Genomic DNA, 23,300 nt, shown 5'->3' with positions numbered 1-23,300 from the left:
CCCGTCGGCCACCGTCAGGAAGCATCCAAAGGCGGCAGATCGAACATCCTCCCAGGGGTATCGCCCGGGCGTCGGCGCACGGTGTGCGGCACGCCGGAGGATGCGGGTACCGGCACGGGCGTGCGCGCGCCAGCGGCACACCCCTTCCGGGGAGCGGAAGCGACACGGCCACCGCGAGGGGCCGGGGAGAGAGTGATCGATGACCGAGGCACGGGAGTCGGCCGGTCCGCACGCGTGGTGCACACCGGGCACGCCCTGCTGGGTGAGCCTGATGGTGCACCGGCTGGCCACGACCGAGGAGTTCTACGGGGAGCTGTTCGGCTGGGAGTTCCGGCCGGGCCCGCAGCAGCTCGGCCCCTATGTGCGGGCGCTGCTGGACGGGCACGAGGTGGCGGGCATCGGCCAGCTGCCGCCGGACCGCCGGCTGCCGGTCGCCTGGACGCCGTACCTCGCCTCGGACGACGTGGACCAGACGGCCGATCAGGTGCGGCTGTGCGGTGGCACGGTGGCCGTCGGACCGCTCGACGCGGCCGAGGCCGGGCGGATGGCCATCGCGGCCGACCCCACCGGAGCGGTGTTCGGGATCTGGCAGGCGGGCGCCCACTTCGGCACGTCGCTCAGCGGCGTCCCCGGCACCCCCGCCTGGAACGAGCTGCTCACCTTCGAGACGGAGAGCGTCAGCAAGTTCTACGAGGTGGTGTTCGGGTACGAGGAGGAGCCGGTGCTGTCCGCCGGCTTCGACTGCATGACGCTGCGCATCGGGGGGCGCCCGGTGGCCGGCATCCACGGCGTCGGCCACGGTCTGCCCCGGGACCGGGGGCCGCACTGGCTGACGTACTTCGAGGTCGCGGACGCCGACGCGACGCTGCGGCAGGTCGCCGAACTCGGCGGCCGGGTGCTCAGGCCGGCCCAGGACAGCGAGCACGGGCGGGTCGCCACGGTGGCGGATCCGGAGGGAGCGGTCTTCTCGGTGGTCCAGGGGCCGCGCTGAGCCGGGTGGCTTCACCGGCGGCCGGCGCGCGGGCCGGTCCAGGGCCTGCGCCGAGCCGCTCGCGGTGACCTCAGGCCGAGGACACCGGCAGGACGTCCGGGGACAGGGCCGCCGCGCGGGACGCCGCTGCGGTCATCCGGCGCCGGTGATGGCGGCGGCACAGCACCTCGTAGCCGACCTCGCCCGCGGACTGGTTGACATCGCCGACGACCACCTGGGCGCCTTCCAGGACCATCTCGCCGCCTATCGTGCGGGCGTTGTGCGTGGCGCGGGCACCGCACCAGCACAGCGCCTCGACCTGCAGCACCTCGATGCGGTCGGCCAGTTCCACCAGCCGCTGGGAACCCGGGAAGAGCTTGGAACGGAAGTCGGTGGTGATCCCGAAGGCGAAGACGTCCATGCCGAGGTCGTCCACCACACGGGCGAGCTGGTCGATCTGCTGGGGCGCGAGGAACTGCGCCTCGTCCGCGATCACATAGTCCGCGCGCCCGCCCTGCGAGAGGTGCTCGACCAGGTAGGCGTACAGGTCCTGGCCGTCCTCGACCTCCACCGCGTCGGTGACCAGGCCCAGCCGGGATGAGAGCTTGCCCTCGCCCGCCCGGTCGTCCCGGGTGAAGATCATGCCGGCGAGGCCGCGCGCGGAGCGGTTGTGCTCGATCTGCAGAGCCAGTGTCGACTTCCCGCAGTCCATCGTTCCGGAGAAGAACACCAGCTCGGGCATGAGGGGTTGAGCACCTTTCGGGGAGTGGTCACAGGGCGGGCAGGTTCAGGAGCGTACTTCGAGCAGCGGGACCAGCTGCTCCGCGGGGGTCATCGAACCGTGGTTGCCGGCCAGCGACGACTCCTTGGGCTCCTGCTCGGAGGCGATGATCAGGACGTCGTCGTGCGCGGCCGCGACCACGTCACCGATGCGCGCGTACACCCGGTCGTCCACCTGCGGCCCGAACCAGCCGGCCGCGATCGCCTCGTCCCGCGAGGCCACCCAGAACTGCTCGCCGAGCACCTCGCGCCAGACGGTCAGTACGTCGTTCTCGGCGCCCGGCACCGCGTACACGTGCCGCGCCCGTCCCTCCCCGCCGAGCAGGGCGACTCCGGCGCGCAGCTCCCAGTCCTCGTCGAAGTCGATGCGGTGCTGTTCGTCGAAGGGGACGTCGACCATGCCGTGGTCGGCGGTGACGTACAGGGCGCTGCGCGGGGGCAACTGCTCGGCCAGGCGCTGGGCGAGCCGGTCGACGCACATGAGCTGTCCGCGCCAGGTGTCGGAGGCGACGCCGTAGCGGTGTCCGGCGCCGTCCAGCTCGGCGTAGTACGTGTACACCAGGGAGCGGTCACCGGCGGCCAGTTGCTCGGCGGCGAGGTCCATGCGGTCCTCGCCGGTGAGCCGTCCGTGGAAGGTGCCGCCGCTGAGCGCGATCTTGGTCAGCGGGGTGTGCTGGAAGGTGGGCGAGGACACCTGGGCGGAGTGCACCCCGGCCTCGTGGGCCAGCTGGAAGATCGTGGGGTACGGCTGCCAGGGGCGCGGGTCGGTGTACGGCTGCCAGCGGAGCTGGTTCATCAGCTCGCCGGTGGCCGGGTTGCGGACGGCGTAGCCGGGCAGGCCGTGGGCGCCCGGGGGCAGACCGGTGCCGACGGAGGCCAGGGAGGTCGCGGTGGTCGCCGGGTAGCCGGCGGTGAGCGGGCGTCCGGTGCCGCCGCGCGAGCTGCCGAGCAGCGAGGTGAGGAAGGGGGCCTCGTCGGGGTGCGCCCGCAACTGCTCCCAGCCGAGCCCGTCGACCAGGAAGACACAGGCCCGGTCCACCGGGGTCAGTTCCGTGATCGCGGCGGTCGTGCCGGGGACACCGAGGCCGGCGGCCAGGGTCGGGAGGAGGTCGGCGAGGGAGCCGGTGCCGTACTCGGGCAGCGGCGCGGTGTCCAGGGGGAGCGGTTCCGGGTGGCCCCAGGAGTAGGGGGCGGCAGAGGTGGACACGGAGCGCTCTCGGTCATGGGCGGCGGAGGGAGACGGGTGGGACATCAGCGTGTGATGTCCGCGGTCGCCTCGGAGATGGCCTGCGCGAAGGCGAGCGTCTGGCGCACGGTCTCCGGGCCGTCCCCGGCCTCGCTGACGCGCAGGCTGAGGTCGTCCGCCGTGGAGTTGCCCGTGTAGCCGTGGTCGGCCTCACAGTTGGGGTCGCCGCAGGCGGCGGGCTCCAGGTCGATGCGGCTGACCGCGCCCCAGCCGATGGTCAGCACGACCTCGCGGGGCAGCGTGCCCGGCGTGTACTGCTCCGGGTTCGCGACGACCCGGCTGACCACGACCGACGAGATCCGGCCGAGCTTCACGGACTCCGTGGACGTCGTGGCGTACGGCGTCGGGGAGGTGCTGTCGGCGGCCTGCTCGTCGGTGTGGCTGACGATGAACCGGTTGCCGGTGAGGACGAGGACGGTCACATGCCGCCGCACCTCGTTCTGGTCGAACGTCGTCTCCTGGTGGACCAGGTACGACCGGATCGGCTCGCCGCCCACAGCGGCCTCCACCGCCTCGGACACGAGGGCCGGGTAGTAGCCGCTGCGCTCGATCGCCGTGCGCAGCCCCTGGGTCGTCGTACTGGTCTTGGCCATGGCGTCCATCTTAATCCGTGGGCAAGGGGGGTCCGGGCCAGTCGCGCGCACCTGTGGCGGCCCTCGCATCCGTGCGCGAGTGCCGCGGGACGAGTCCCGTCAGTATGTCCAGACGCTCGGCGGCGCTCGGACGGGAGACGGGTTCGCGCCCGCCGGCATCCGCTTCGAACGCGACGACGACGGGCGGTGCTTCGCCCAGGGCGCGCACGAGGCTCGCGATCTCCATGGGCCCCCTCCCCCTCAGTAGGCCGGCAGTGTGCGCGGGCCCAGGTCGTCGCGGGCTGGTGGCGGGGCGAGCCGCAGGGTGGCGCCCAGGACGCTCACGCCGTGCTGGGCGACGACGACCGGCTCCAGGGTGACGGCGACGACCTCGGGGTGGTCGTCCACCAGCCGGGACACCCGCAGCAGCAGCTCCTCCAGTGCGGGTGTGTCCACGGGTGTGGAGCCGCGCCAGCCGAACAGCAGCGGCGCCGTCCGGATCGACCGCACCAGTGAGGTCGCCTCCCGGTCGGTGACCGGGACCAGCCGGTGCGCCATGTCCCCGAGCAGCTGTGAGGCGGCCCCGGCGAGCCCGAAGGACAGCACGGCCCCGGCCGCCGGATCGATCACCGCCCGTACGACCGTGTCGACGCCCCGGGGCGCCATCCCCTGCACCACCGGCCGCAGCTCCTCGGACGGCCCGAAGAGCTCGGTCAACTCGGCGTAGGCCCTCCTCAGTTGCTCCTCGTCCGCCAGGTCGAGGCGTACGCCGCCCAGGTCGGCCCGGTGCCTGAGGTGCGGGGCCGTGGCCTTGAGGGCCACGGGGTAGCCGAGGGTGCGGGCGGCCTCGGCGGCGGCGTCCGGGGTGGGAGCGGCCAGCGCCCGGCGCACGTGGACGCCGTACTTCTCGAGCAGCTCGCAGGTCTCCGCCTGCCCGGTCGTGAGCCCCTGGCCACGCTCCAGCAGTGCTCCGATCAGCTCGGCGGCCCCCTTCTCGTCGATGTCGTCGTACTCCGGCACCTTGCCCGGATCGGCGGCCTCCCGCCGCCACTGCCCGTACTTCACGGCTTCGGCAAGGGCCCGGACTGCGCGCTCGGCGGCGGGGTAGGCGGGGATGAGGCGGGAGTCGGTGCCTTCAGGGGTGGGGTTCTCGGGGCTTTCGGGTGCGGCCGTCTCCGTGATGGGCAGTCGTTCCGCAGGGGGGAACGGTTGGGCGGCGCCCTCGGCTCCGGGTGCCTTCGCCAGGGCCTGCGGTGCCGTACTGGCCGCGGCGGACAACGCCTCCGCAAGCCCCCCGAGCTCCACGTGCACCACCAGCACCGGCTTACCCGGAACGGCAGCCGCAGCCGACCGGAGCGCCTCGGCCAGCTCCGCGTCCCGCGGTGATCCCTCCCCGATCGCCGGGATCGCCGTGACGACGACGGCGTCGCACGTCTCGTCCGCCAGCGCCCGTGACAGCGCCCGGTGGAAGTCCGCCGCCGTCGCCCCGGTCGTCAGGTCCAGCGGCGGCGACGGCCGCAGCCCCTCCGCGAGACAGCGGTCGTACGTCAGCACGCCCAGCGACTCGGAGTTCCCGACGATCGCCACGCGCGGCCCCGTGGGCAGCGGCTGCCGGGCGAGCAGCAGCCCCGCGTCGACCAGTTCGGTGATGGTGTCGACCCGGATCACCCCGGCCTGCCGCAGCAGCGCGGAGACGGTCGCGTGCGGCAGCCGTGTGGCCCGTACCGCGTGCCCCTGCGGCGCGGATCCGACGCCCTGCACGACGACGAGCGGCTTCGCCGCCGCCGTGCGCCGGGCGAGGCGGGTGAACTTGCGCGGGTTGCCGAGGGACTCCAGGTACATCAGGACGACATCGGTCTCCGGGTCGTCGTACCAGTACTGGAGGACGTCGTTGCCGGACACGTCGGCCCGGTTCCCGGCGGACACGAAGGTGGACACCCCGGTGACCCCGGTGACGCCTCCCCCGCGCCGGTGCAGCCGGGACAGCAGCGCGATGCCGATGGCCCCCGACTGTGTGAACAGGCCGATGCGGCCCGGGCGGGGCATCTCGGGGGCGAGCGAGGCGTTCAGCAGGACGTCCGGCGCGGTGTTGATGACACCGAAGGCGTTCGGGCCGATGATCCGCATGCCGTACGCGCGCGCGAGCCGGACCAGGGCCCGCTGCCGCTCGCGCCCCTCGGGCCCGCTCTCGGCGTACCCGGCGGACAGGACGACCAGTCCCTGCACCCCGTGCTCGCCGCACTCGGCGACGACCGCGGGCACGTGCTCGGCCGGTACGGCGACGACGGCGAGGTCCACCGGGCCGTCGATCTCCCGCACCGAGCGGTGAGCGGGCACCCCGTCGACCTCCTTGAGGTCCTCGGGGAAGGCCTTGTTCACGGCGTACAGATCGCCGGGGTGGCCGGCGTCCCGGATGTTGCCGAGGACGCTGCGGCCCACCCCGCCGGGCGCGCGGCCGACGCCGACGACCGCGACGGAGCCGGGCGCCAGCAGCCGCCGTACCGAGCGGGCCTCGGCGCGCTGCTCCCGCGCGCGCTGCACCGCGAGCGAGCGGTCGGTGGGCTCGAGGCCGAACTCCAGGCGCACGACGCCGTCCTCGAAGCTGCGCTTCTGCGTGTACCCGGCATCCGTGAACACCTTGATCATCTTGGTGTTGGCGGGCAGCACCTCGGCGGCGAAACGGCGGATCCCGCGCTCGCGGGCGACGGCGGCGATGTGCTCCAGGAGGGCGGAGGCGACCCCGCGGCCCTGGTGGGCGTCCTGCACCAGGAAGGCGACCTCTGCCTCGTCGGCGGGCGCGGAGGCGGGCCGACCATCGGGACCAATGCGGTCATAGCGTACGGTGGCGATGAAATCGCCGCCGATCGTGGCGGCAAGTCCCACCCTGTCCACGAAGTCGTGGTGCGTGAAGCGGTGGACGTCCTTGGCCGAGAGTCGCGGGTACGGCGCGAAGAAGCGGTAGTACTTCGACTCGTCCGAGACCTGCTCGTAGAAGCTGACGAGGCGGTCGGCGTCATCAACGGTGATGGGCCGGATGCGCGCGGTACCCCCGTCGCGCAGCACAACGTCCGCCTCCCAGTGGGCGGGGTACTCGTGCCGGTCCTGCCGGTCCGCCGGGCTCTGCATGGGCCCCAGGGTAAGGCTCGCGTACGACAACGGCGCGAGGCAGTCTGTGAGGACGCAAGCCGGACCGAGGCCGCGGTCCGACGACACACCGGGGCGGGACGAAGGTCCGCGCCGGGCATGCTTCGCGATATGGGAAACTGGTCTAGACAACCCTGAACACCGAAGGGCAGCAACACATGGCTGAGCGCCGCGTCAACGTCGGCTGGGCCGAGGGCCTCCACGCCCGTCCCGCCTCCATCTTCGTCCGGGCCGCCACGGCCGCAGGTGTCCCGGTGACGATCGCCAAGGCTGACGGCAACCCCGTCAACGCGGCCTCCATGCTGGCTGTCCTGGGCCTGGGCGCCCAGGGCGGCGAGGAGATCGTCCTCGCCTCCGACGCCGAGGGCGCGGACATCGCCCTGGACCGTCTGGCCAAGCTGGTCTCCGAGGGCCTGGAAGAGCTCCCCGAGACCGTCTGAAGTATGCAGGTGAGCCGCGCCACCCTTTCCGGGTGACGCGGCTTCCGCCTTTTTGGTGCCCGGTCCGGGAAATTCACCGCAGGCACACCGAAGGCACGCGCCCGCGAATTGACGGCGCGCCGGAGAAAAGGGCAGCGAAAATATCCGCCCACCGAATATCTCCTCTTTGTATACGGCGCCCGTGTTAATGCCGCAGGCTCGGCATGTTTACGGCATGTTGCGAGTTCCTCACACGTTCGGGACGGTCCACGCCCGAGGCGAACCGCAGCCGGTGCGCAGCCGTCGCGCGATCGGTGTGCATCGCCGTGATCGCCCGCGCGCGCTCGCTGTCTCCGCGTGCCACGGCGTCCACGATCGCGCCGTGCTCCGCCCAGCAGTCCACCGGGCTCGGCGGCGCCGGCGCCGTGTACATCCAGGCGATCTTGTGCCGCAGCTGGGTCAGCACCGAGGTCAGCGAAGGGCTTGCGGAGGCCTGCGCCAGCGTCTCGTGGAACCAGGCGCCCAGCGAGCGCAGATCCTCGCTGTTGCCCCGCCTGGCCCGCTCCTGACCCAGCCGGACCAGGCCCCGCAGCACCTTCAGATGGGCCTCGGTGCGCCGCTGGGCGGCCCGGGAGGCGCCGAGCGGCTCCAGGAGCGCGCGCATCTCCAGCAGGTCGGCGGCCTCCTGCTCGGTCGGCTCGGCCACACACGCGCCCGCGTGCCGCCGGGTCACCACGAAGCCCTCCGCCTCCAGGGTGCGCAGGGCCTCACGGACGGGGACCCGCGAGACGCCGTAGCGACGGGCGAGGACTTCCTCGGTGAGGCGGCCGCCGCGCTCGTAGACACCCGCGACGATGTCGTCCCGGATCGCCGTGCACACCGAATGCGCCGGAATACGCATGACCGACCTCCGCCTTAATCCCCGTGAAACGTCGACGATGGACGTCTGCTCCGTGACTCTATTGCAATGAGCCGGAATTTCCGACGGCAGGCCGGAATCCATGGATATTTTTTGGACAGCGGATGCGGCGGGCACTGCGAAAAACGGCGAAAGCCCCGGCTCGTGAGCCGGGGCTTCGGGATGTCGTGTGCCGGAGCGTCAGACGTTCACGCCGTGCTGGCGGAGATAGGCGATCGGGTCGACGTCCGAGCCGTACTCGGGGGTCGTACGGGCCTCGAAGTGCAGGTGCGGTCCGGTGACGTTGCCGGTCGCGCCGGACAGACCGATCTGCTGGCCCGGGAGGACCTTCTGGCCCACGACGACGCCGATGGACGACAGGTGGCCGTACTGGGTGTACATGCCGTCGGCCATCCGGATCACGATCTGGTTGCCGTACGCGCCGCCCCAGCCGGTGGAGACGACCGTGCCGGAGCCGACCGCGTGGACGGACGTCCCGCTGGCCGCGTGGAAGTCGATGCCGGTGTGGGAACCGGAGGACCACAGGGAGCTGCTGGCCTTGTAGCCGGTGGAGACGTAGGAGTGCGCGATCGGGGCGACGAACGCGTTCAGGCGCTTGCGCTCGGCCTCTCGCGCGGCGCGGGCCTGGGCCTCGCGCTCCTTCTTCGCCTCCTCGGCGGCCACCTTGGCCGCGGCCTCCTCGGCAGCCTTCTGCCGGGCGGCCACCAGCTGGGCCTCGGCCTGCGCGTCGATCTGCTCGGCGACCGTGTCGCTGACGGTGATGACCGGGGTGAGGCCGGTGTCCTCGACCGAGTTGTCCGCGGCGAGCGCCGGGCTGGCCGCCAGGGTGCCGACGACACCGGTGGTGGTGAGGGCCGCGACACCGGCCGCCTGGACGGTGGTGCGCTTGACCCGGCCGGGCTTGCGGTGCTTCCCGGTGGCGTACATGAACGCCATGAAGTGGCTGGTCCTTTCCTTCCCTCTCGCCTACCGGGTTAGCTGACGGGTTCGGAGCAGGAAGGTCTCCTACGGACCCCCTCGCCGGAGCGCGGGCGTCCGATTCACCCCAGGGACTGCGGTGGGTCCCCGGCTCCCCTGGCTCGCGCCGTGGGGGGACTCGGCGATGACTGTCCGGTGCCGCGGGCGCGGCGCACTGCCTGACGAACAGCCCGGTCGACGCTATGCGGCCCGACTTTCGATCCCCAAACGGATCCGGGCTTTTGTAGCGCATCCCACAGGTCAGACAGGCAACCTCTGCCGCAATTCGGACATCTGAGGAAGGGCTGTGCACGGCAAAGGGCCCTGACGAACCGTCGGATCGTCAGGGCCCCACGCGCACGGGGTGCCGTAAAGCCGCTACTCGGCCGCCACGACGGTGACTTCGCCGATGCCGAGCGCCTCGACCGGCGCCTTGATCTCGGCCGCGTCACCCACGAGGACGGTCACGAGACGGTCCACCGGGAAGGCGTTGATGACCGCCGCGGTGGCCTCCACGGTGCCGGTGCCGGCGAGCTGTTGATACAGGGTCGCCTGGAAGTCGTCGGGCAGGTACTGCTCGACCTGGTCCGCCAGCGTGCTCGCGACGGCCGCGGCGGTCTCGTACTTCAGCGGCGCCACACCGACCAGGTTCTGCACGGCGACGTCCCGCTCGGCGTCGGTCAGGCCCTCCGCCGCGAGTGTGCGCAGCACCGTCCACAGGTCCTGCAGGGCGGGACCGGTGTTCGGGGTGTCCACGGAACCGCTGATGGCGAGCATCGCGGCGCCCGTGCCGTCCGGCGCGGAACGCAGGACCTGTCCGAAGGAGCGCACGCCGTAGGTGTAGCCCTTCTCCTCGCGCAGGACGCGGTCCAGGCGGGAGGTGAGGGTGCCGCCGAGGCAGTAGGTGCCGAGCACCTGGGCGGGCCACACACGGTCGTGCCGGTCGGCCCCGATCCGGCCGATGAGCAGCTGGGTCTGGACGGCGCCCGGCCGGTCGACGATGACCACCCGGCCGGTGTCGTCGGCGCTCACCGGCGGCACGGGCCGCGGGGTGCCCGGCGTGCCGGTCCAGGCGCCCAGGGTGTCGGCGAGCAGCTCGTCCAGGTCGGTGCCGGTGAGGTCACCGACGACGACCGCGGTGGCCGTGGCGGGCCGCACATGGCGGTCGTAGAAGGCGCGTACGGCCGCCGCGTCGATCTTCTCGACCGTCTCCTCGGTGCCCTGGCGCGGCCGCGACATGCGCGAGGTCGCCGGGAACAGCTCCTTGGAGAGTTCCTTGGCGGCGCGGCGGGCCGGGTTGGCCAGCTCGTGCGGGATCTCGTCCAGGCGGTTGCGGACCAGCCGCTCGACCTCGCTGTCGTCGAAGGCGGGCGCGCGCAGGGCGTCAGCGAGCAGACCGAGGCCCTTGGCCAGGCGGGAGGCCGGGACCTCCAGGCTGAGGCGCACGCCGGGGTGGTCGGCGTGCGCGTCCAGCGTGGCACCGGCCCGCTCGAGCTCGGCGGCGAACTCCTCGGCGGAGTGCTTGTCGGTGCCCTCCGAGAAGGCCCGCGCCATGATCGTGGCGACGCCCTCCAGACCGGGCTTCTCGGCGTCCAGGGGCGCGTCCAGCAGCACCTCGACGGCGACGACCTGCTGGCCGGGGCGGTGGCAGCGCAGCACGGTCAGACCGTTGTCCAGCGTGCCGCGCTCGGGAGCGGGAAACGCCCACGGCCTGGCCTCGCCCGGCTGCGGCTGGGGGTGGAAGTCCATCGTGGCGAGCTCGGTCACTTGGCCGTCTCCTCGTTGTCGCTCTTGTCGGCGCCCGCCTCTACGGTGGCTTCCTGCTCCGGGTCCTCGGGGACGTCGGCGTCCTGGACGGTCTCCGGGTGCTTCGGCTCGTAGACGAGGACCGCGCGATTGTCGGGGCGCAGGCAGGCCTTGGCGACCTCCTGGACCTCCTCGGGGGTCACCTCGAGGACGCGCTGGACGGCGGTGAGGGCGAGCTGCGGGTCGCCGAACAGGACGGCGAACCGGCACAGTTCGTCGGCGCGGCCGGCGACCGTGCCGAGCCGGTCCAGCCACTCGCGCTCCAACTGGGCCTGGGCGCGCTCCATCTCCTCGGCCGTCGGGCCCTCCGCGGCGAACCGGGCCAGCTCCTCGTCGATCGCGGACTCGATCACCGGCACCTCGACGTCACCGGAGGTCTTCACGTCCAGCCAGCCGAGCGAGGGCGCGCCGGCCAGGCGCAGCAGGCCGAAGCCGGCCGCGACGGCCGTACGGTCGCGGCGCACGAGCCGGTTGTACAGGCGGGAGGACTCGCCGCCGCCGAGCACGGTCAGGGCGAGGTCGGCGGCGTCCGCCTTGCGGGTGCCGTCCTGCGGGAGCCGGTAGGCGGCCATCAGGGCGCGCGCCGGGACCTCCTCCTCGACGACCTCGCGCAGCTGCTCGCCGATGATCTCGGGCAGGGAGCCGGCGCGGGGCTCGGGCTTGCCGTCGTGGGAGGAGATCGACCCGAAGTACTTCTCGATCCAGGCGAGGGTCTGCACGGGGTCGATGTCGCCGACCACGGAGAGCACCGCGTTGTTGGGCGCGTAGTAGGTGCGGAAGAACTGGCGCGCGTCCTCCAGGGTGGCCGCGTCCAGGTCCGCCATCGAGCCGATCGGCGTGTGGTGGTAGGGGTGGCCCTCCGGGTAGGCGAGGGCGGTCAGCTTCTCGAACGCGGTGCCGTAGGGCACGTTGTCGTAGCGCTGGCGGCGCTCGTTCTTGACGACGTCCCGCTGGTTCTCCATGGACTCGTCGTCCAGGGCGGTGAGCAGGGAGCCCATGCGGTCGGCCTCCAGCCAGAGGGCGAGCTCCAGCTGGTGGGTGGGCATGGTCTCGAAGTAGTTGGTGCGCTCGAAGCTGGTGGTGCCGTTCAGGGAGCCGCCGGCGCCCTGCACCAGCTCGAAGTGGCCGTTGCCCTTGACCTGCGCCGACCCCTGGAACATCAGGTGCTCGAAGAGGTGAGCCAGGCCGGTACGTCCCTTGACTTCGTGGCGGGAGCCGACGTCGTACCAGAGGCACACCGCCGCCACCGGGGTCAGGTGGTCCTCGGAGAGCACCACGCGCAGACCGTTGGCCAGGCGGTGTTCGGTCGCTGTCAGGCCCCCGGAGCCTGCCTCGGCTGTGGTCGTGTGACCCATGGGCATGTACGTCCCTTCGCGAGCGGAGGCGGTCGTCGAAACCGCTGTTGTCCTGCCGGTCCTGCCACTGTATGCAAAGCGTGCGAGGCCTCGGCGAAGTTCCCGCCGGACGTACGCCCACAGCGGATCGCGTAGCCTGCGTCGGGCGTGCCGTGGGACGGCTTTCCGGCACCGGGCAGAGCCGCAGGTACCGGGTCGTGGCCCGGGTTGTCGGTGCCCCGGTCCACAATGGTCCGCGTCAGATCCGTCAAACGCTTCAGCAAGGAGCCAGGCAGGATGGCCCGCCGCAGCACGAAGACCCCGCCGCCCGACGACTCGTACGAGGAGAAGATCCTCGACATCGACGTCGTGGACGAGATGCGTGGCTCCTACCTTGAGTACGCGTACTCGGTCATCTACTCGCGCGCCCTGCCGGACGCCCGTGACGGCCTCAAGCCGGTGCACCGCCGCATCGTCTACCAGATGAACGAGATGGGCCTGCGCCGCGACCGCGGCTACGTGAAGTGCGCGCGGGTCGTCGGCGAGGTCATGGGCAAGCTGCACCCGCACGGCGACGCGTCGATCTACGACGCCCTGGTGCGCATGGCCCAGCCGTTCTCGATGCGCCTCCCGCTGGTCGACGGCCACGGCAACTTCGGCTCGCTGGGCAACGACGACCCGCCGGCCGCCATGCGGTACACCGAGTGCCGGATGGCCGAGGCGACGAGCCTGATGACGGAGTCGATCGACGAGGACACGGTCGACTTCACGCCCAACTACGACGGTCAGGAGCAGGAGCCGGTGGCCCTGCCCGCCGCCTTCCCGAACCTGCTGGTCAACGGCTCCTCGGGCATCGCGGTCGGCATGGCGACGAACATGCCGCCGCACAACCTGCGCGAGGTCATCGCGGCCGCCCGCCACCTGATCAGGTTTCCGAACGCGGACCTGGACGCGCTGATGCGGCACGTCCCGGGCCCCGACCTGCCCACCGGCGGCCGGGTCGTCGGTCTGGACGGCGTCCGGGACGCGTACGCGACGGGCCGCGGCACGTTCAAGATGCGCGCGACGGTCTCGATCGAGACCGTGACCGCCCGCCGCAAGGGCCTGGTCGTCACCGAACTGCCGTTCACGGTCGGTCCGGAGAAGGTGATCGCCAAGATCAAGGACCTGGTCAACGCGAAGAAGATCCAGGGCATCGCCGACGTCAAGGACCTCACCGACCGCGAGCACGGCCTGCGGCTGGTCATCGAGATCAAGAACGGCTTCGTGCCCGAGGCGATCCTGGAGCAGCTGTACAAGCTCACTCCGATGGAGGAGTCCTTCGGCATCAACAACGTGGCCCTGGTGGACGGGCAGCCGCTCACGCTGGGTCTGAAGGAGCTGCTGGAGGTCTACCTCGACCACCGCTTCAACGTCGTGCGGCGCCGCAGCGAGTTCCGCCGCAGCAAGCGCCGTGACCGTCTGCACCTGGTCGAGGGTCTGCTGACCGCCCTGGTCGACATCGACGAGGTCATCCGGCTGATCCGGTCCAGCGACAACTCCGCGCAGGCCAAGGAACGCCTGATGGAGCGGTTCTCGCTGAGCGAGGTCCAGACGCAGTACATCCTCGACACGCCGCTGCGCCGGCTCACCAGGTACGACCGCATCGAGCTGGAGGCGGAGAAGGAGAAGCTCACCGCGGAGATCGCGGAGCTGACCCGGATCCTGGATTCGGACGCGGAGCTGCGCAAGCTCGTCTCGGCCGAACTGGCCTCCGTGGCCAAGCAGTTCGGCACCGACCGGCGCACCGTCCTGCTGGAGTCGGCCGGCACCCCGGTGGCCACCGTCCCGCTCCAGGTCGCCGACGACCCGTGCCGGGTGCTGCTGTCCTCCACGGGCCTGCTGGCCCGTACGGCGGACAACGAGCCGTTCACGGAGGACGCCGACGCCAGGCGCGCCAAGCACGACGTGATCGTCTCGGCGGTCCCGGCGACCGCGCGCGGCGAGATCGGCGCGGTGACCTCGGCGGGCCGTCTGCTGCGGATCAACGTGGTCGACCTGCCCCAGCTGCCCGCGACGGCGACCACGCCGAACCTCGCCGGAGGGGCGCCGCTGGCCGAGTTCGTCTCCCTGGAGGACGACGAGACGGTGGTCTGCCTGATCACGCTGGACGAGTCGTCCCCGGGTCTCGCGCTCGGCACCGAGCAGGGTGTCGTCAAGCGCGTGGTGCCCGACTACCCGTCCAACAAGGACGAGTTGGAGGTCATCACGCTCAAGGACGGCGACCGGATCGTCGGCGCGGTGGAGCTGCGCACCGGCGAGGAGGACCTGGTGTTCATCACGGACGACGCGCAGCTGCTGCGTTTCCAGGCCTCCATCGTCCGCCCGCAGGGCCGCCCGGCCGGCGGTATGGCGGGCATCAAGCTCATCGAGGGCGCGAAGGTCATCTCGTTCACGGCGGTCGACCCGGCCGCCGACGCGGTGGTCTTCACGGTGGCGGGCTCGCGCGGCACGCTGGACGACTCCGTGCAGACGACGGCCAAGCTGACCCCGTTCGACCAGTACCCGCGCAAGGGCCGGGCCACCGGCGGCGTGCGCTGCCAGCGGTTCCTGAAGGGCGAGGACTGCCTGTCGCTGGCCTGGGCGGGTCCCGTCCCGGCCCGGGCGGCGCAGAAGAACGGCACCCCGGCGGAGCTGCCGGAGCCGGACCCGCGCCGGGACGGCTCGGGCACGTCGCTGGCGAAGACGGTCTCGGTGGTGGCGGGACCGGTGTTCTAGCCCTCGTACGCCACCGCGTCGGGCTCCTCCGCGGAGCCCGGTACGTACCGCAGGACGCCCCACATGCCGTGCTCGTCGGCGTGCGGGGCGTCGTTCCTGCACCCCTCCAGCTCCTTGCCGAGGGCGTCCGCCTCGATGCCGGAGCCGATCAGCACGAGCTGGGTGCTGCGGGCGTCGGCGGGCGGCCACGGTTCGGGGTAGAAGCGCAGGAACGGGCCGACGGCATGGACGGCGTACCGGTTGACCGTGTCGTGCGGCGCGAAGTCCACGTACCCCTTGATCCGGTACAGCCCCTCCGGACGGCTGTCCAGGAACCGCATCAGCCGACGGGGCTCCATCGGCACGTCGGAGGTGAAGGACAGGCTGTCGTAGCCGGTGTGCAGGTGACCGCGGTGGTCGTCGTCGCCGTGCTCGTGCAGGTCGTCGAAGGACAGCTGCCCGATGCGCTCCTCGCTCGGGCGGCAGTCGAAGAGGAATTCCGGGTCGATGCGGCCGTAGGTGGCGGGGACGACGGCGGCCCGCTCGGCCAGCGGGCGGACCAGACGCAGGACACGGTCGGCGTCCGGCGCCCGGTCGAGCTTGTTGACCACGACGAGGTCGGCGAGGGCGAGGTGCCGGTCGATCTCGGGGTGCTGGGCCCGGGTGCCGTCGAACTCGGCGGCGTCGACCACCTCGACCAGGCCGCCGTAGACGATGCCGGGATGCTCGCTGGCGAGCACCATCCGCACGAGTTCCTGCGGCTCGGCGAGGCCGCTGGCCTCGATGACGATGACGTCGATGCCGGCGCCGGGCGCGGCGAGCCGCTCCAGATAGACGTCGAGCTCGCTCGCGTCGACCGCGCAGCACAGGCAGCCGTTGCCGAGCGAGACGGTCGAGTCGCCGAGGGCGCCGGCGACGGCCATGGCGTCGATCTCGATGGCGCCGAAGTCGTTGACGATCGCCCCGATGCGGCTGCCTCCGCTGCGGTGCAGCAGGTGGTTGAGGAGCGTCGTCTTCCCCGAGCCGAGAAATCCGGCGAGCACGACGACGGGGATCTGCTGCGGGGTGCGGCTGTTGCCCAACGGGCGCCCTCTCTCACGTGGACCGACTGCCGGACCAGGATAAGAGCGGGGCGGCCCGGGGTGGGGTGCCGCCGGGGCCCGCGTGCGCGCCGGGCCGGTCACCGACGGCCCGCGGGGTCTCTCAGGGCTGTGCCGGCACCGCGACCGGCGGCTCCGGACCCACGTACCTCGCGATCGGCCGGATGATCTTCGAGTCCTCCGCCTGTTCCAGGATGTTGGCGCTCCAGCCGACCACGCGGGCCGCCGCGAAGGTGGGGGTGAACATCTCCCGTGGCAGGCCGCACAGCTCCATGACCACGCCCGCGTAGAACTCCACGTTCGTGTGCAGTTCGCGGCCGGGCTTCAGCTCGGCGAGGATCGCCTCGACCTGCCGCTCGACCTCGACGGCGAAGGCGACGCGTTCGCCTCCGAAGCCCTGGGCGATCTCGCGCAGCATCCGCGAACGGGGGTCCTCCGTGCGGTAGATGGCATGCCCGAAGCCCATGATGCGGTCGCCGGCGAGCACCCGCTCCCGGATCCAGGAGTCGATCCGGTCGGGCGTGCCGATCGCGTCCAGCGTGTCGAGGGCGCGGCTGGGCGCTCCGCCGTGCAGCGGCCCGGACAGTGCGCCCACGGCCCCGACCAGGCAGGCCGCCACGTCGGCGCCCGTGGACGCGACGACCCGCGCGGTGAAGGTTGATGCATTGAATCCGTGATCAATGGTTGAGATCAGGTACTGCTCGACGGCACGGGCCCGCCGCGGGTCCGGTTCCTCACCCGTGAGCATGTAGAGGTAGTTGGCCGCGTACGACAGGTCCTCGCGCGGCTCGACCGCGTCGAGGCCCTGCCCCAGCCGGTGGAGCGCGGTCAGCAGGGTCGGTACGGCCGCGCAGACGGCGACGGTGTCCGCGCGGCGCCGGTCGGCGCCGATGTCGTACACCGGCCGGAGCCCTCGCGCCGCGCCCAGCAGCGACAGCGCGGTGCGCAGCCCGGCCAGCGGTCCGGAGATGCGGCTCGCCGCCGCTATGGCGGGCAGGGCCGCGCGGACCTCCTCGGGCAGCCGGCGCAGTCTCGCCGTCTCGGCGGTGAAGGCGGCGCGGCGCTCCGTGTCCGGGAGCGCACCGTGGACGAGGAGGTGCCAGACGTCTTCGAAGCCGCGGGTCCGCGCGAGTTCGACGGCCGAGTACTGGCGGTAGTGGTAGAAGCCCTCGAGCCCTCGTACGTCTCCGACCTCGGTGTCGGTGACGACGACTCCCGCGAGGCCGCGCGGCACGTCGACACGGGGTGCGGTCCTGTTGATGGACATGATGTTCCTCCCTGGACTTGATCCGACTGTCCATGCTTGACGTATTTTCTGTCAACGTTGATTCGATCAATGTATTGCTATCAAGGTGTGCAGAGGCGACTACGGTGACTCCCATGCGCGATCACGAACCCGCTCCCGACCGTCCGGGGCGAAGGCTGACCACCAGGGAGACCGCCGAACTGCTCGGCGTGAAGCCGGAAACGGTGTACGCCTACGTGAGCCGCGGCCTGCTCAGCAGCGCCCGCGAGCCGGGCGGCCGGGCCAGCACCTTCGAGGCGCGCGAAGTCGAGGCCCTCGCCCGCCGCAACCGGCGGGAAGCGGCGGGGAGTCCGGGCTCCGGCGGGGATCTGTCCGTCCGTACCCGGCTCACCTTCATCGACAAGGACCGGTACTACTTCCGTGGTGTCGACGCCACGGAACTGGCCGCCAGCCACTCCTACGAAGAGGTCGCGGAGTGGCTGTGGACGGGCCGGATGACCCGGGGCGTCACCTTCACCGCGCCCGAGGAGACCGTCGAGGTCGCCCGGCACGCCGTGCGCGCCCTGCCCGAGCACACCTCCCCCACCGACCGGCTGCGGGTGGCGGCGATCGCCGCGGCGGCCGAGGACCCGCTGCGCTTCGACCTGTCCGAGCAGGCCGTGCTGAGCATGGCGCGCACCCTCATCCCGACGCTCGTCGCCGCGCTGCCGCCGGTCCTGCACGCGCCCGAGGACGACGGCCCGCTGGCCCACCGGCTGTGGGGCCGGCTGACCGGACGCCCCGCCGACGAAGCGGCACTGCGCGTCCTGGACACCGCCCTCGCCCTGCTCGTCGACCACGACCTGGCCGCCTCGACGCTCGCCGTCCGGGTCGCCGCCTCGGCCCGCGCACACGCCTACGCGGCCGTCTCGGCCGGACTCGGCGTCCTGGAAGGCCCGTTGCACGGCGCCGCCAGCGGCCTGGCCCACCGGATGCTGCTCGACGTCCTCGACCAGGGCACCGCGGTCCCGGTGATCGCGGACGAACTGCGCGCGGGACGCCGTATCCCCGGACTCGGCCACCGGCTCTACCCCGGTGAAGACCCGCGCGCGCGGGTCCTGTTCGGCCTCCTGGAACAGCTCCCGCGAGCAGAACCCGCCCTGCTCGCGGCCCGCGACATCGTCGCCACGACCGCCCGTCACACCCCGCTGCACGCCAACGTCGACCTGGCCCTCGCCGTGTTCACCGCCTCCTGCGGCATGCCCGCCACGGCCGGCGAGACCATCTTCGCGGTGGCCCGGACCGCGGGCTGGATCGCCCACGCCCTGGAGGAGTACGGCGAGCGTCCGCTGCGCATGCGCCCCAGCGGTCACTACGTCGGTCCGCGTCCTCCGCAGCCCCTCCCGGAGTAGCGCACGGACACGGCCGGAAGTCGCCCCGGGCAAAGTCAGGTTAGGCTCACCTCTGTGAGTAGGTGTGCGACCGTCTCCCGGAGCCTGGACGAGCCCGTTTCCGGCACGGCTGCCACGGCGACGACGTGGCTGCTGCTGGAACAGCCCGGCCCATGGGGCGTCAAGGCGCTCACTTCGAGCCACCTCGACCCCGCACTGGGACGTGCCCTGGAAGCCGCCGCCGAGGGAACCGGCGTCCGCGCCGCGCTCATCCGCCGCCCCGGCCGCCACGCCGATTGCGGCACGCAGGCGCCCCGGCAGGTGTACGTGGCCCACACCGTCCCCGGGAACGTATGGCTGCACAGCGCCACCACCCGCGATCCGTACCGGCTGCTCGGCCTCGACTTCGCCGCTCTCGGCGCGGGCGACCACCGTTCCTTCGGCACGGCACTGGGCGGCCGGCCGCACACCGGCGACCCGCTCGCGCTCGTGTGCACCAACGGCAAGCGCGACCGCTGCTGCGCCCTCCTGGGACGCCCCCTCGCCGCCGAACTGGCCTCGTCCGGTGTGCGGGGCGTCTGGGAGGTCACCCATCTGGGTGGTCATCGCTTCTCCCCCACCGTCCTCGTCCTGCCGTACGGCTACGCGTACGGACGCGCGGAGGCGCACACCATCAAGGAGGCCCTGCACGGGGTCCAGGAGGGCCGCGTGGTGGTCGAGGGGTGCCGCGGGTGCTCCGCCTGGGACCGGCCCGGCCAGGCGGCCGAGCTGGCCGTGCGCTCGGCGGCGGGCGAGTACGCGGCGGGCGCGCTGAGCGTCGTACGGACCGAGGGCAGGGCACCGCACTGGGAGGTGGTGGTCTCCCACACCGACGGCCGCCACTGGCTCGTCACCGTGGCCCAGGGCGCGTCCCTGCCGCCGCGTCCGGAGAGCTGCGGCGCGACGGTGCTCGGGACGCCGGCGCGGATGGACGTGGTGGCCGTGCGCGAGTTGCGGACGACGGCGCTGGCGAGCTGATCCGGACCGCTCCCTCGGCCGCGTCCTCGAGAACCCCCGCACCCGCTGCTTCAAGAAATGGTCAAGAGATCCACGCCACACCCGCTACGGGGACCGACATCTGCCCACGTACCGTCGTGGGTATGAGCCCCACTCCCCCCGCGCGCCGCCTGCGCCTCGGTCTGCCGCGGCGGGTCTTCTCGCAGGTGCTGCTGATGCAGGTGGCGATCGCCGCGGGGGTCGCGGTGCTCGCGACCGGGCTCTTTCTGGCTCCGCTGAGCAAGCAGCTGGACCAGGAGGCGATGCGCCGCGCGCTGGCCATCGCCCAGACCACGGCGCAGGACCCGCAGATCGCCGAGGGCGTCGAGCACACCCCGCCGACCAGGAACGGCCCGGTGCAGAAGGAGGCCGAGCGGATCCGGCACGCCACGAACGCCGAGTACATCGTGGTACTGAACCGGCGAAAGATCCGTTGGTCGCATCCCACACCGAGCGAGATCGGCCACCCCGTCTCCACCGACCCCCGCGACGCCCTGGCCGGCAAGGAGGTCATGGAGATCGACAAGGGCACCCTGGGCCGCTCGGCCCGCGGCAAGGTCCCCCTGTACGACGCCGACCACCGGATCATCGGGGCGGTCTCGGTCGGTATCGCCTACGACAGCGTGCGCGCCCGGCTGATCGGCGCGATCCCGGGGCTGTTCGCCTACGCCGGCGGCGCTCTGGCGGTGGGCGCGCTGGCCGCCTGGCTGATCTCCCGGCGGGTGCAGCGACAGACCCGGGACCTGGCCTTCTCCGACATCTCTGCGCTGCTCGCCGAGCGCGAGGCGATGCTGCACGGCATCCGCGAGGGCGTGGTCGCCCTCGACCGCGGCGGCCGCATCCGGCTGCTCAACGACGAGGCGCGGCGGCTGCTGGGCATGGGCGACGAGGCCGTCGGCAAGTCCCTGGACGAGGCTTTGGGCGAGGGCCGTACGGCGGACGTCCTGGCCGGGCGGGTGACGGGCACCGACCTGCTGACCGTGCGCGGCCAGCGCGTCCTGGTCGCCAACCGCATGCCCACGGACGACGGCGGCGCCGTCGCCACCCTGCGCGACCGCACCGAACTGGAGCAGCTGGGCCGCGAACTCGACTCCACGCGCGGCCTGATCGACGCCCTGCGCGCCCAGGACCACGAGCACGCCAACCGCATGCACACCCTGCTCGGGCTGCTGGAGCTGGAGATGTACGACGACGCCGTGGAGTTCGTCGGCGAGGTCGTCGGGGACCACCGGGTCACCGCCGAACAGGTCACCGAGAAGATCCAGGACCCGCTGCTCGCCGCCCTGCTGGTCGGCAAGGCGACCGTGGCGGCCGAACGGGGGGTCGCCCTGTGGGTGTCGGAGCGCACCCGGCTGCCGGACCGGCTGATCGACCCCCGGGGGCTGGTCACGGTCGTGGGCAACCTCGTGGACAACGCGCTCGACGCGGTCGCGGGCACTCCGCACGCGCGCGTGGAGGTCGAGTTGCGCGCCGAGGGCCGTACGGTCGTCCTCCGCGTGCAGGACACCGGGCCCGGGATCCCGGCGGACCAACGGGAGTTGATCTTCACGGAGGGGTGGTCCACCAAGAAGCCCCCCGCGCACGGCAAGCGGGGCCTCGGGCTCTCGCTGGTGCGCCGGCTCGCCGAACGGCAGGGTGGGAGCGCGATGGTGGGCGCGACGGACGGCGGAGGCGCGGAGTTCAAGGTCGTCCTGCCCGAGGCACTGACCGAGCCGGAACTGGAACCGGTCCTCACGGGGTCCGGGGAGCCGGCCTTCACGGGGTCCGGACAGCCGGTCCTCCCCGGGCCCGGGGAGCCGGCCACCGGGGATGTGCCGACCGCTGCCGAGGAGGAGGCGCGATGATCGAGGTCCTGGTCGTGGACGACGACGTGCGGGTCGCTCGGGTCAACGCCGCCTACGTCGAGAAGGTGCCCGGCTTCCATGTGGCCGGTGAGGCGCACAACGCGGCCGAGGCGCTGCGCCACCTGGACACGCTCCCGCGGCTCGACCTGGTCCTCATGGACCACTACCTGCCCGACGACACCGGCCTCGCGGTCGTCCAGGAGATGCGCCGGCGCGGCCACCAGACCGACGTGATCATGGTGACGGCCGCCCGGGACGTGTCGACCGTCCAGGCGGCCATGCGGCACGGCGCCCTGCAGTACCTGGTGAAGCCGTTCGCCTTCGCCGGGCTGCGGGCCAAGCTGGAGGCCTACGCCCGGCTGCGCCGCACGCTGGACGGCGGCGGCGAGGCCGAACAGGCCGAGGTGGACCGCATCTTCGGTGCCCTGTCGGCGCCGTCGGAGCCGGGGCTGCCCAAGGGGCACTCCCCCACCACGGCCGAGCTGGTGCGCCAGGCCCTGATGGGCGCCGAGGGGCCACTGTCCGCCCAGGAGATCGCCGAGCGGACCGGGGTGAGCCGCCAGACCGCCCAGCGCTACCTCAAGCTCCTGGAGCGCACGGGACGGGCCCGGCTGACCCTCAAATACGGCGACGCGGGCCGCCCGGAACACCGTTACGTGTGGGCGACCCGCGCCTGAGCGGGCGTCAGCGAGCCGTCACTCGGCGGCCTTCTCGACGAACTCGGTCGTGAACGTCTTGCTCAGGTCCACCTTGGCGTTCTGGATGGTGGGGTTGAACGACTTGAGGACCTTCTCGACGGTCTCGGGACCGTTCGCGGGCATCACACCGTCCTTGGTGAACATCGGCAGCGTGCTCTTGATCGCCTGGGCGTAGAGCGCCTTGTCGCCCTGGGAGTAGTCGGCGGGCATCTTGGCCGCGATCTCGTCCGCGCTGTGGGTGGACATCCACTTGAGCGTCTTGACGAATGCATTGGCCAACTTCTGGACGGTGTCCTTGTGGCTGTTGACCCAGTCCGTCTGCATGTACAGGCTCGACGACGGGTACGGCCCGCCCAGCGCCTCCTGCGAGCCCTCGGGGGTGCGCATGTCGAGGAGGACCTTGCCGGCCTTCTTGTCCAGGATGGTGGCGACGGTCGGGTCGGTGGTCATGCCGCCGTCGATCGCGCCCTGCTGGAGCGCCGAGATGAAGGTCGGTCCGGCACCGACGGCGACCGGGGTGAACTCGCTGACCTTCACGCCGTTCTTGACGGCGAGGTACTTGGTGAGGAAGTCGGTCGAGGAACCAAGACCGGTGACACCGAGCTTCTTCCCCTTGAAGTCCTTGGGCGACGTGATGTCGCCCGCCGCCTTGCCGGAGACGACCTCCACCTCGCCGGGCGCGTGCGAGAACTGCACCACGGACTCCACGGACTTGCCCTTCACCTGGAGGTCGAGGGTGTGGTCGTAGAAGCCGACCGCCCCCTGCACCTGCCCGGAGACGAGCGCGGTCTCGGCCTGGACACCGGCGGGCTCGCTCAGCAGCTCCACGTCGAGGCCCTCGGCGTCGAAGTAGCCGAGCCGCTGGGTGAGCATCGCGGGCAGGTAGATGACCTTGTCGAGGCCGCCGACCATGATCTTGACCTTCGTGCCCTTGCCGTCGCCCTTGCTGCCGGAGCCGGCCGAGGCGGTGCTCGCCGCGTCATTGGCACAGGCGGTGAGGGAGGAGAGGGCGAGCAGACCGGCGGCGGCCAGGGTGGTGTATCTGGCGGACTTGCGCATGGCGGTTCACGTCCTTGTGAGAGGGCGGTGCGGGGAAAGGGGGGTGGCGCGCAGAAGCGTTCGGA

General features: G+C 72.1%; 18 protein-coding genes and 1 riboswitch. Of the genes, 7 read left to right on the top strand and 11 right to left on the bottom strand.

Annotated features, from left to right (window positions below; translation table 11 throughout):
* Positions 1 to 199 precede the first annotated feature (199 nt).
* Entirely contained in the window at positions 200 to 991 is a 792-nt protein-coding gene (locus AC07DS_RS44260; RefSeq protein WP_479154391.1) for a VOC family protein, read from the top strand.
* 70 nt (positions 992 to 1,061) lie between these two features.
* On the opposite strand, the gene AC07DS_RS44255 is transcribed toward AC07DS_RS44260, so the two are convergent.
* From AC07DS_RS44255 to AC07DS_RS44240, 4 genes are all read right to left on the bottom strand, one after another.
* Positions 1,062 to 1,712, bottom strand: coding sequence for a thymidine kinase (locus tag AC07DS_RS44255; protein WP_479154390.1), 651 nt, complete (start codon positions 1,710 to 1,712; stop codon positions 1,062 to 1,064).
* Between the two features lie 45 nt (positions 1,713 to 1,757).
* Positions 1,758 to 3,002: an alkaline phosphatase family protein gene (locus AC07DS_RS44250; protein ID WP_479154389.1), complete on the bottom strand. Its 1,245-nt coding sequence runs from the start codon at positions 3,000 to 3,002 to the stop codon at positions 1,758 to 1,760.
* Positions 3,002 to 3,598, bottom strand: a complete 597-nt coding sequence (locus AC07DS_RS44245) for a DUF5998 family protein (protein ID WP_145882922.1) — start codon at positions 3,596 to 3,598, stop codon at positions 3,002 to 3,004. The genes AC07DS_RS44250 and AC07DS_RS44245 overlap by 1 nt, the downstream gene beginning before the upstream one ends.
* A 231-nt stretch (positions 3,599 to 3,829) precedes the next feature.
* On the bottom strand, positions 3,830 to 6,694 hold the full coding sequence (locus AC07DS_RS44240) for a bifunctional acetate--CoA ligase family protein/GNAT family N-acetyltransferase (RefSeq protein ID WP_479154388.1): 2,865 nt from the start codon (positions 6,692 to 6,694) through the stop codon (positions 3,830 to 3,832).
* Between the two features lie 176 nt (positions 6,695 to 6,870).
* Here AC07DS_RS44240 and AC07DS_RS44235 point away from each other — a divergent pair, with 176 nt between their 5' ends.
* Positions 6,871 to 7,152, top strand: a complete 282-nt coding sequence (locus AC07DS_RS44235) for an HPr family phosphocarrier protein (RefSeq protein WP_071381868.1) — start codon at positions 6,871 to 6,873, stop codon at positions 7,150 to 7,152.
* 184 nt (positions 7,153 to 7,336) lie between these two features.
* On the opposite strand, the gene AC07DS_RS44230 is transcribed toward AC07DS_RS44235, so the two are convergent.
* The 4 genes from AC07DS_RS44230 to AC07DS_RS44215 all read right to left on the bottom strand — a co-directional run bounded on the left by AC07DS_RS44230 (position 7,337) and on the right by AC07DS_RS44215 (position 12,174).
* Positions 7,337 to 8,032: a GntR family transcriptional regulator gene (locus tag AC07DS_RS44230; protein ID WP_479154387.1), complete on the bottom strand. Its 696-nt coding sequence runs from the start codon at positions 8,030 to 8,032 to the stop codon at positions 7,337 to 7,339.
* A gap of 198 nt (positions 8,033 to 8,230) precedes the next feature.
* Positions 8,231 to 8,986, bottom strand: coding sequence for a M23 family metallopeptidase (locus AC07DS_RS44225; RefSeq protein ID WP_336110155.1), 756 nt, complete (start codon positions 8,984 to 8,986; stop codon positions 8,231 to 8,233).
* Between the two features lie 12 nt (positions 8,987 to 8,998).
* A riboswitch (cyclic di-AMP (ydaO/yuaA leader) is annotated at positions 8,999 to 9,162 on the bottom strand.
* 223 nt (positions 9,163 to 9,385) lie between these two features.
* Positions 9,386 to 10,774 (bottom strand): M16 family metallopeptidase, encoded by a 1,389-nt coding sequence (locus AC07DS_RS44220; RefSeq protein WP_479154386.1) that lies wholly within the window; start codon positions 10,772 to 10,774, stop codon positions 9,386 to 9,388.
* On the bottom strand, positions 10,771 to 12,174 hold the full coding sequence (locus AC07DS_RS44215) for a M16 family metallopeptidase (RefSeq protein WP_479154385.1): 1,404 nt from the start codon (positions 12,172 to 12,174) through the stop codon (positions 10,771 to 10,773). The genes AC07DS_RS44220 and AC07DS_RS44215 overlap by 4 nt, the downstream gene beginning before the upstream one ends.
* A gap of 270 nt (positions 12,175 to 12,444) precedes the next feature.
* On the opposite strand from AC07DS_RS44215, the gene AC07DS_RS44210 reads away from it, so the two are divergent.
* Entirely contained in the window at positions 12,445 to 14,904 is a 2,460-nt protein-coding gene (locus tag AC07DS_RS44210; RefSeq protein WP_479154384.1) for a DNA gyrase/topoisomerase IV subunit A, read from the top strand.
* Here the strand turns inward: AC07DS_RS44210 and AC07DS_RS44205 are convergent.
* Positions 14,901 to 15,965 (bottom strand): CobW family GTP-binding protein, encoded by a 1,065-nt coding sequence (locus tag AC07DS_RS44205; protein ID WP_479154383.1) that lies wholly within the window; start codon positions 15,963 to 15,965, stop codon positions 14,901 to 14,903. The genes AC07DS_RS44210 and AC07DS_RS44205 overlap by 4 nt on opposite strands.
* Before the next feature lie 121 nt (positions 15,966 to 16,086).
* Positions 16,087 to 17,250, bottom strand: a complete 1,164-nt coding sequence (locus AC07DS_RS44200; RefSeq protein ID WP_479154382.1) for a citrate synthase/methylcitrate synthase — start codon at positions 17,248 to 17,250, stop codon at positions 16,087 to 16,089.
* 113 nt (positions 17,251 to 17,363) lie between these two features.
* Here AC07DS_RS44200 and AC07DS_RS44195 point away from each other — a divergent pair, with 113 nt between their 5' ends.
* The 4 genes from AC07DS_RS44195 (at position 17,364) to AC07DS_RS44180 (ending at position 22,155) form a co-directional block, all read left to right on the top strand.
* On the top strand, positions 17,364 to 18,620 hold the full coding sequence (locus AC07DS_RS44195; RefSeq protein ID WP_479154381.1) for a citrate synthase: 1,257 nt from the start codon (positions 17,364 to 17,366) through the stop codon (positions 18,618 to 18,620).
* A 54-nt stretch (positions 18,621 to 18,674) separates the two neighbouring features.
* Positions 18,675 to 19,616, top strand: coding sequence for a sucrase ferredoxin (locus AC07DS_RS44190; protein ID WP_479154380.1), 942 nt, complete (start codon positions 18,675 to 18,677; stop codon positions 19,614 to 19,616).
* Between the two features lie 122 nt (positions 19,617 to 19,738).
* A complete protein-coding gene (locus AC07DS_RS44185; RefSeq protein WP_479154379.1) occupies positions 19,739 to 21,478 on the top strand; it encodes an ATP-binding protein in 1,740 nt (579 codons plus the stop codon).
* Positions 21,475 to 22,155, top strand: a complete 681-nt coding sequence (locus AC07DS_RS44180) for a response regulator (protein WP_479154378.1) — start codon at positions 21,475 to 21,477, stop codon at positions 22,153 to 22,155. Before AC07DS_RS44185 ends, AC07DS_RS44180 begins: the two co-directional genes overlap by 4 nt.
* Before the next feature lie 18 nt (positions 22,156 to 22,173).
* Here the strand turns inward: AC07DS_RS44180 and AC07DS_RS44175 are convergent, their stop codons facing one another.
* On the bottom strand, positions 22,174 to 23,235 hold the full coding sequence (locus tag AC07DS_RS44175; RefSeq protein WP_145882934.1) for an ABC transporter substrate-binding protein: 1,062 nt from the start codon (positions 23,233 to 23,235) through the stop codon (positions 22,174 to 22,176).
* Positions 23,236 to 23,300: the final 65 nt, after the last annotated feature.

This window comes from Streptomyces sp. NPDC044064 (assembly GCF_056434245.1).
This window is presented reverse-complemented; position numbering and strand designations above follow the sequence as displayed.